The 7,445-nt window shown below is 62.1% G+C and carries 6 protein-coding genes; 3 read left to right on the top strand and 3 right to left on the bottom strand.

The genetic code is table 11. The features are described 5' to 3' along the window. Positions 1-329: 329 nt before the first annotated feature. From KA184_22140 to KA184_22130, 3 genes are all read left to right on the top strand, one after another. On the top strand, positions 330-1,286 hold the full coding sequence (locus KA184_22140; GenBank protein MBP8132290.1) for a hypothetical protein: 957 nt from the start codon (positions 330-332) through the stop codon (positions 1,284-1,286). Between the two features lie 2 nt (positions 1,287-1,288). Continuing rightward, complete coding sequence (locus tag KA184_22135; GenBank protein ID MBP8132289.1) at positions 1,289-1,459, top strand: hypothetical protein; 171 nt, start codon at positions 1,289-1,291, stop codon at positions 1,457-1,459. A 167-nt stretch (positions 1,460-1,626) separates the two neighbouring features. Next, on the top strand, positions 1,627-4,212 hold the full coding sequence (locus KA184_22130) for a PKD domain-containing protein (GenBank protein MBP8132288.1): 2,586 nt from the start codon (positions 1,627-1,629) through the stop codon (positions 4,210-4,212). A gap of 76 nt (positions 4,213-4,288) precedes the next feature. Here KA184_22130 and KA184_22125 read toward each other — a convergent pair whose 3' ends face one another. The 3 genes from KA184_22125 to KA184_22115 form a co-directional block, all read right to left on the bottom strand. Further along, on the bottom strand, positions 4,289-5,035 hold the full coding sequence (locus KA184_22125) for a hypothetical protein (GenBank protein MBP8132287.1): 747 nt from the start codon (positions 5,033-5,035) through the stop codon (positions 4,289-4,291). Positions 5,036-5,052: 17 nt separating this feature from the next. Further along, positions 5,053-6,759 (bottom strand): hypothetical protein, encoded by a 1,707-nt coding sequence (locus tag KA184_22120; protein MBP8132286.1) that lies wholly within the window; start codon positions 6,757-6,759, stop codon positions 5,053-5,055. A gap of 425 nt (positions 6,760-7,184) precedes the next feature. After that, a partial coding sequence (locus KA184_22115; protein MBP8132285.1) for a hypothetical protein occupies positions 7,185-7,445 on the bottom strand: 261 nt, incomplete at its 5' end.

Raw genomic sequence — 7,445 nt, 5'->3', positions numbered from 1 at the left:
ACCCGGATTATTGCCTCGGACGGATATGGAAGCGGTGGCGTTGCTGGTGTCGCTTCATGCGGTCGTCCGCGGCGGCGCATTCCCGTGCTGCTGCCGTCGTGGCAGGCCACCGGCTGGCGACACCGAAGGAACCGCCCCGTGAATACAGCAGGCGTCCCGTGGCATGGGCATCATCTCCGTGAAAGCGGAGACCGTGTTCCTCCCGCACGGGCGGGACGCCCGTGCCACGCGCGCTACGGATGCCCATTGCCTCGGGCGGCAAGACCGTGTTACCGTGGCATTCAGGCCTGAAGACCGAGTGTTTCCAGACTGAACAGGAGGGTGTCTTGATGCCCGGGTCCATGAGCCGGCGCGCCTTTCTCCACGGAGCCATGGCCGCTTCGACAACGGCGGCCGCGGGCTTCCGTTTCGAGGACAGAACCCTTCTGGCGCGACTGGGCAACGCGCCGGAGGAAACGGGAGAATCGCCTGGCGCGGCCATGCCGCGCGGCAAGCTGGGCGGGCTGGAGGTCAGCCGGCTCATCTGCGGCGGCAACCTGATCAGCGGTTTCGCGCACAGCCGCGACCTCATCTACGTGTCCGAGTTGCTGCGCCAATACTTCACCGACGAGAAAGTTCTCGAAACGTTCCAGCGCTGCGAAGAGAACGGGATCAACACGGCGTTGCTGCGTTTCGATGACAACACCTTGCGCATACTGGACAAACACTGGGGCGAGCGGGGCGGCCATCTGCAGTGGATCGCCCAGGTCAAGCCGCGCGAGCGCGACCTGTTTGCCGATATCGACCGTGCGGTCGACCGCGGGGCCGCCGCGGTGTATATCCAGGGGGAAACGGGCGACCGATTTGTGGAAATGGGTTGGGTCGATGAGCTGGGTCAGACCGTGGAGCGTATCAAGTCGCACGGTGTGCCCGCGGGCGTGGGCGCGCACGCCATCGACGTGCTCCATGCGTGCGTCAAAGCCCACATCACGCCCGATTTCTACATGAAGACGTTCAACGCAAAGAACTACTGGTCCGCGGGGCCGATGCCGCGCAAAGACAGCGTGTGGGAAGAGACGCCGGAGGAAACGGAGGCGTTCTTCCGCACGTCGGCGGTGCCGTGGATCGCGTTCAAGGTGTTGGGCGCGGGCGCAATTCACCCGAGGGAAGGGTTCCAGTACGCATTCGAGCATGGCGCCGATTTCATCTGCGCGGGCATGTTCGATTTTCAGGTGCACGAGGACGCTGCAATTGCCGTCGAGACGCTGGCACTGCTCGCGGACCGCGAGCGGCCCTGGTGCGCATGACCATGAGCGACGCGAACACATACGAGGATCGCACCGAATGCGTGGGCACGTGCATGGTCTGTGACCCGAAGTGTCCCGTACATGCCTTGCGCGCGCGGGAACGCGCGGCGCGGCAACAATTGCCGGACCGCGAACCGGTCCCGGCGCTGGAAGAGCCGCGCGCCGAAGAGTAGCCCGCTCCGGGCAACTTGGGGAAAACACAGTCAGGGGAAAACAGTTGACTTTTCCGCCCGGTTTCCGCAAACTTAAACCTGGATTGGGTTTAGGTCGTGTTGTGTCTTGTTCGTCGCGGGTCAGGGTGCAAAGGCACGGACCGCGGCCGGAGGGAAGGATCATTCTTATGCTGCGCGTTTCATCTCTCATGCTCCGGTTGGTATTGGTTGCCGCCATCCTCGGCCTTGCGGGGTGCCCACTCTTTACCCGCGACCCCGACAAACCGGAAGCGAATATTCAGGCCGACGTGACGGAGGGATTTGTGCCTCTAACGGTGCGGTTCACGGACGCGTCGCTGCCCGGTTCGGGCGCTATCTATGCCTGGTTCTGGAATTTCGGCGACGGCAACGTCGCGAACAAGCCAAACCCGCAGCATACCTACACGGCGCCAGGCGTGTACGACGTCCAACTGACCGTCCAGACAGCCTATGGCAGCGACACGATCATCCTCGAGAACCGGGTCACCGTGTATGCCCGCAGCACTTTCGCCCTGATCGGGCCTGAAGGCGGCACGGTGAATGCGGGCCCCGCCATCGTGTCCGTGCCGGCCAACGCCCTGCAAAGCGATACTGGCGTGGGAATTACCCTGCAGGATGCGCCCTTCCTCGTCAACGCGCCGGAGCCCGTCTTCATTCTTTCCGATGCTTTCGAAATCTCGCACGACAGCGAAGACGGCGGTTTCGCGGCCCCGCAACCGGATGGGACCCTGGCCCCCGCCACAATCACGTTCACTTTCCTGTCCGGAGCGGTGCCCCCCGAACACCGCAACGGCGACAAGATACATCTGCTGGCCCAACTTGAAGACGGCCTGTCATTTCCCCTCTTCGGCCAGGTGACGGGAGATACGCTGGTCGTTCCCGTGGCCGCGCTGCCGAGCAAGGCCACGTTTGGCGTCGTCTACCGGCCCGACAGCTACGCACGGACACTCGACTTCTCCGAGGGCAAGGTATTGACCAGCCAAACCTGGCAGCCCCAGTGGAGGCTGCGGTTGAGCCCGCTTATGTTGCAGCAATTGACCGCCTTGCGCCTGGGCGATATCGATCATACAGACCTTTATAGCCGCGCCGATTTCACGCAGGCGGAGACGAACGCCACGCTGAACGCCATTGAAGAATACCTCGAAGAAACGGCAACGCGCTTCGAGGGGAACGGCCTGCGCAGCCCGGCGCTCGTATCGCCGAACGGCGTCTATGAACTCGTTTTCTACAACTTCGCGGGCCTCTACGTCACGGACTATGAGCGCTTCGCGGACCTTACGCCCACAACCCGCCAGTTCGGCGTTCTCGGCCTGGACCCCCGGCAACTCATCAACGTTTCGCTGCACAATGCGGCGAATCTCGCGGAGAACCCGGACGGCGCGCAGGAATTGAGCTTGGAGAACGCCTTGGCCGAAGCGCTGTACGGCGCCGCTTTCGACGGTTACGACCTGCCCGTGATTGCCGCCGCGAGCCCCACAGATGTGGATGCGGAAGGCAACCCCCTCGTGATCTCGTTTGCACAGCCGCTCCTGGACGGCGCCGGCGCGTACGTGGGCCAGCTCCTCGACAATTTCGCCACGGCCCGGTCTTTTGACGCTGGTGAAACGGCCAACCTGTCTGACCCGCTCTTCTCCGCATTCAGCAACGCCGCGCCCGGTTATGCGACGGCGGCGCAGGATTTCTTCCTCTTCCTCGCCAACGCATTCGACATCGACCCGCTCGCGTATCTGTTCGCCTCGGCGGAGATAAACCGGGGCTTGCTCGAACGTGTGCGCGTGGTCCTCGCGTCACCGCCGGGAACGGTCTCCTTTGACCGCGCGCAACGCGAACTGCGCCTCACCGCGGACGAGGTGATGAACGCCTTTTTCTCGCAGTCGCTGCCCGCTCTGTATTGGTTCTTTGCGCGCGAACGGGCCGTCGAAGGCAGTGTCCTCGCGCGGCTCCGGCCGAGCGACGCGGAACGCGAACCCTTTACGCTTCAGGAGGACCGCCTGGACGAAGCTCATGTGGTGGCCGCCGCGTTCGATGAAGGGGGCAGCCTGCTCAGCGTGGACGCCGCCACGGAACCGGCGCTGCGCGATATCCCGCCGCTCAGCAGCCGCGCGGTTCTTGTGGAAGTGGATCCTGAAACCCGGGACCTTACCTTCACCTTTAACCGGGAACAATGGGCCGAGGACGAGCGAGGCAACAGCGTCGCGGTCAAGGTCTATCCCGAGGGCGAAGACGGCGTCGAATTGGAGCAAGCATCTTCAAGCCTGATTCTCAATCCCTATTCGCCGCCATGCCCGCTGCCGGACGACCCCGTGCTCCTCGTTACACTGCTCTGGCCCGCATTCGACCTCGATGGCGACGGCGGTCTTTCCCTTGCGGAAATCCGCGTGTTGGACCCCACCGTTTCGGACATCGCCTTCGCACTCGCGGACACCAACGGCGACAACCTGCTCTCGTTGCAGGAGGTGCTGACCGTTCTGCCGGCCTTGAGCATCGATCCGCTGGGCCTGCTCGACGCCAATGGCGACGGCTTCCTCGAACTGGCCGAATTTGGCGGGGCGTTGTCCGCGGAACAGTTTGCCCTGCTGGACCTCAACGGAAACGGCTACTTCGATTGCGGCGACCTCCAGGACTTCGACAAGCAGGACGAACCCGCTGGGCCGGGCCATGTCATCGTGTTGATAAGCAATCTGAATCTGGCTGCCGCCAATTCGATCTACATGAGCGTGGCGCGCCCCGAATAAGCCGGCCGCACAACGCCGCGGTTCGCGTGGCGCGCCAAGACGAATCTAAGGTCTCAACCTTGAGATCTCAGTTTGTTCAACGTTCCCGGCAAGCGTATTCCGCTTCCATCCAGCCGCCCCGCGCGACGCCGGGGCAGAACCCATCCTCCGTGCCCTCGCCGGGGCACCAGTGGCACCCGCCGGAGTTGTAGAATTGGATGACGCGCAGGAGTTCGGTCAACTTGATTTGCCAGTCCGGCCCGGACGGCGCGTAGTCGCTGTCGTGGGGACAACAGGCCTGGTCCGCGCCCGCACCGGGCACGTAACCATCCTCCGTAATGCCCGGGTCATCCGCACAATGGAAGCCGCCCGAGTTGTAGAACTGGATCACGCGCAGCAACTCGGTCAATTCGATCTTGCTGCTGTGATCCTGGTCAGCGGTATGCCATTCATCGACGCACGGCTCGCCCTCGCCTTCGCCCTCGCCTTCGCCTTCCCCTTCGCCCTCGCCTTCACCCTCGCCTTCGCCCTCACCCTCGCCCTCGCCTTCGCCCCCGCCCTCACCCTCGCCCTCGCCCTCGCCTCCTTCCATCAATCCTGCTACGCAAGAAATGAAACCATAGCCCGCGATGTATGCTGCCGTACTGACCGCGCCAGTAATTCCCGGTTGTGCGGTGGCGCTCAGTAGGAGGCAGTCGAGCGAGACCGCTACACCGCCCGCACCATCGATCACTGTCGTTTCGAGCGTGTAACTCGGAGACGTGGCGACCTGCGCCAGCACTGCGCTGGAGACGCACCACATAAGAACGAGCAACACATAGATTTGCGCACTGCTTTTTGGCATGGCTGTTCTCGTCCGGTTCATCCGCTGGTGTACACGACTGCAACCAGGTATACGGCATACGTTTCATTGCCAACTGTGACGGTGTCGGCGACATTGTCCCAATCGACGGTTTCGATGACCTTGCCCAGCGTGTAACTGTGCAACAGATCATCGTCCTGGCGCTGCGCATAGCCAGGCACGGCGGAACTGGCGACATAATCGCCTACGCGCACGGGGCCGTTTGCGTTGCAGACCCATACCCGGCCTTCGCCCAATGCATTTACGACCGCGAAGCGTTCGTCCGTCTTGGCAGCATACCAGTGGTCTTCATCCAGTGGCGATTCCATGACAAATACCCCCAGAACCGCCGGGTCGTTCGGGATTGTGGACACCGCAATCTCCGGCATGGTCGACGAAAGGGTGGGACTGCCTTGCTCGTCCGATCTCACCGCAGTTGATCCGGTGGCCGATACCACCATCCCTGGACGCAGCGAAAGGCTGTCCGGCGCGATTCTCACCTCGTGTGCACCTGTGAAAGGGCCGTAGTCAGGGCCCGTGCCGCCAGCATAGAAGTCAAAAGCTTTTCCGGCTGCATAGCAGCCTCTGCCGCTCGTGCCCCTTGCTACAAAATACCCGCCGTAATTGGTGACGTCTCCCTCATTCGTCGCATAACCGTATACCCCTTTCCCGTTGTCACCGTTTGCCTCCCCGCGACAGCCAATACCATTGCCACCCTTGGCCAAGAAATATCCGCCGTATTTCGTCATCGTTTCCTCGGATTCCGCCGCGCCGTAAACCGCGCGGGCTTGATGCCCCCGGGCAACGAAGTACCCGCCGTAGTTGATATTGTCAGTATCACTGATGGCTTCCCCGTAAATGCCTCGGCCTTGCGCGCCATTGGCAAAGCCTCTGACGGCGTTTCCGTGAGTGTAGCCGGTAGTGCCTTGAATTGCGGTCGTAGACGCATTGGTCGCTTCGATCAGCGGTTGTGTTATCGCCTGGTCGATTACGAGTGGCCCGGTCATGGTGTCGCCGGCTGCGTTCACCCAGTTGTCGGTTCCAGCGCTCATAAAATCGCCCGCATGCTGGCCGTCAAGCAGGTCAGCGTCCAGTCCGCTGCCCGGCCCCTGTGGAACGCGCGCGAGGTCCAAGGTGCCCGTTGTGAGGCGGGCGGCATCCAGTTCAATGTTCCCGTGAGCCGCCGTGTCGGCGGTGTGCGCAGAGATGGCCGCATCGATCTCGGCGGATTCCTCGAGGTCAGCCGCCTGTGCACCGTCCACGGTGTCCGCATCCTCGGCAGCCAACGCGTGAAACGCATACGCCGTGCTACTAATCGACTGGTCCGGCGTCAGGTATTGAATCCCGTTCACCCCGTCATCGAACCAAATGCGCAAGAGGACTTCCGCGCTCTCAAAGACGGTGTCCGGCAGCGCGAACATGCCCGGCACGGTCGTGTCGCCAAGACCAACGTTATACACGCCATTCACGACGGTTACGTCCACTGCGTTTTCCGGCCGTTGACTGGTCCCGATAGCAGAACCGTCGTTTGTCCACAGGTTTGCGGCTGTACCGGCGTCCACCAGCGCAAACCGGAAGCCGCCTGTGCCGGTAAACGGGGTATCTCCCACGATAATCCGCCCCTGATGATTAACAACAAGGGGGATCGCCGAGACGGCATCCGTGACTTGCATTAAGAAACAGATACCACAAAGAACGGCGGGATAAAGTAGACTGAGTCGATTCATTGCTGCACTCCCCGTTATTCCGGTTGCCTGTAATGCGGCATCGCCCTGTCAGGAAAAATGCCGCAAACCCCTCAAGAGTCTGACTGTCCGCAGCTTGGGCCACCACGGCCTCTGCAGGCTCCCGGTCCAGGCCAACCATCACCTCAACCATCAAACTCGAATATAACACCGACCCTTCTGAAGCGCAATGACCTTATAGAGCCTTATAGAGCCTTCATGGGACTCGAATCGCCACTCAAGACCCGGAAACAGACCAGCCAACACGGTAGCGCGCAGAGAATGGGAAACACCCCACCTGCCGCGCGTTCCTCGCAGAACCCGCGGCAAGACACTCGTATGAGGACGGCGCCCCATGATGCTGACATCGCCAGCGGGGCAACCGCCGTATTTCGCATCATCGCGTCTGACGCAGGTACGGAGATAGGTTAGGACAATCCCGGGCAGAAACCATCCTCCGTACCGTCCGCCGGGCAGTAGTGATACCCGCCGGAGTTGTAGAACTGGATCACGCGCAGCAATTCCGTCAGCTTGACCTGCCAGTCCGGACCAGATGGCGCATAGTCGCTGTCGTGCGGGCAGCAGGTCTGGTCCGCGCCCGCGCCGGGCACGTAGCCGTCTTCGGTGCTGCCCGGATCGTCTGCGCAATGAAACCCACCGGAGTTGTAGAACTGAATTACGCGCAGCAA

It is taken from the genome of Candidatus Hydrogenedentota bacterium (genome assembly GCA_018005585.1).
Lineage (GTDB): Bacteria > Hydrogenedentota > Hydrogenedentia > Hydrogenedentales > JAGMZX01 > JAGMZX01.
This window is presented reverse-complemented; position numbering and strand designations above follow the sequence as displayed.